Here is a 253-nt window from a genome sequence, read left to right on the forward strand (position 1 = left end):
CATGCGCCGGGGCATTGATGCCCTGACTCAACACCTCGAGGGACTGAATTTACGCTGGCAGGAAGAAGCCGCTTTTGTCTTCTGCAACAAGGCCCGCTCCCGCCTCAAGGTTTTGCGCTGGGACCGACACGGCGTCTGGCTCTGTACCCGCCGTCTGCACCGGGCCCATTTTGTCTGGCCGAAGCAGGGCGAGCGCAGCTGGGTGATGACGCCCGCCCAGTTTGACTGGCTCATCCGCGGCATTCACTGGCAA

1 protein-coding gene is annotated in these 253 nt (G+C 62.5%); it reads left to right on the forward strand.

Annotated elements, in window-relative coordinates; translation table 11 throughout:
- Position 1 precedes the first annotated feature (1 nt).
- Positions 2 to 253: IS66 family insertion sequence element accessory protein TnpB (tnpB, locus tag ABR397_RS23975; protein ID WP_350307869.1), on the forward strand; the 252-nt coding region annotated here is incomplete at its 3' end.

The sequence above is a fragment of the Photorhabdus viridis genome (genome assembly GCF_040256935.1).
GTDB lineage: Bacteria > Pseudomonadota > Gammaproteobacteria > Enterobacterales > Enterobacteriaceae > Photorhabdus > Photorhabdus viridis.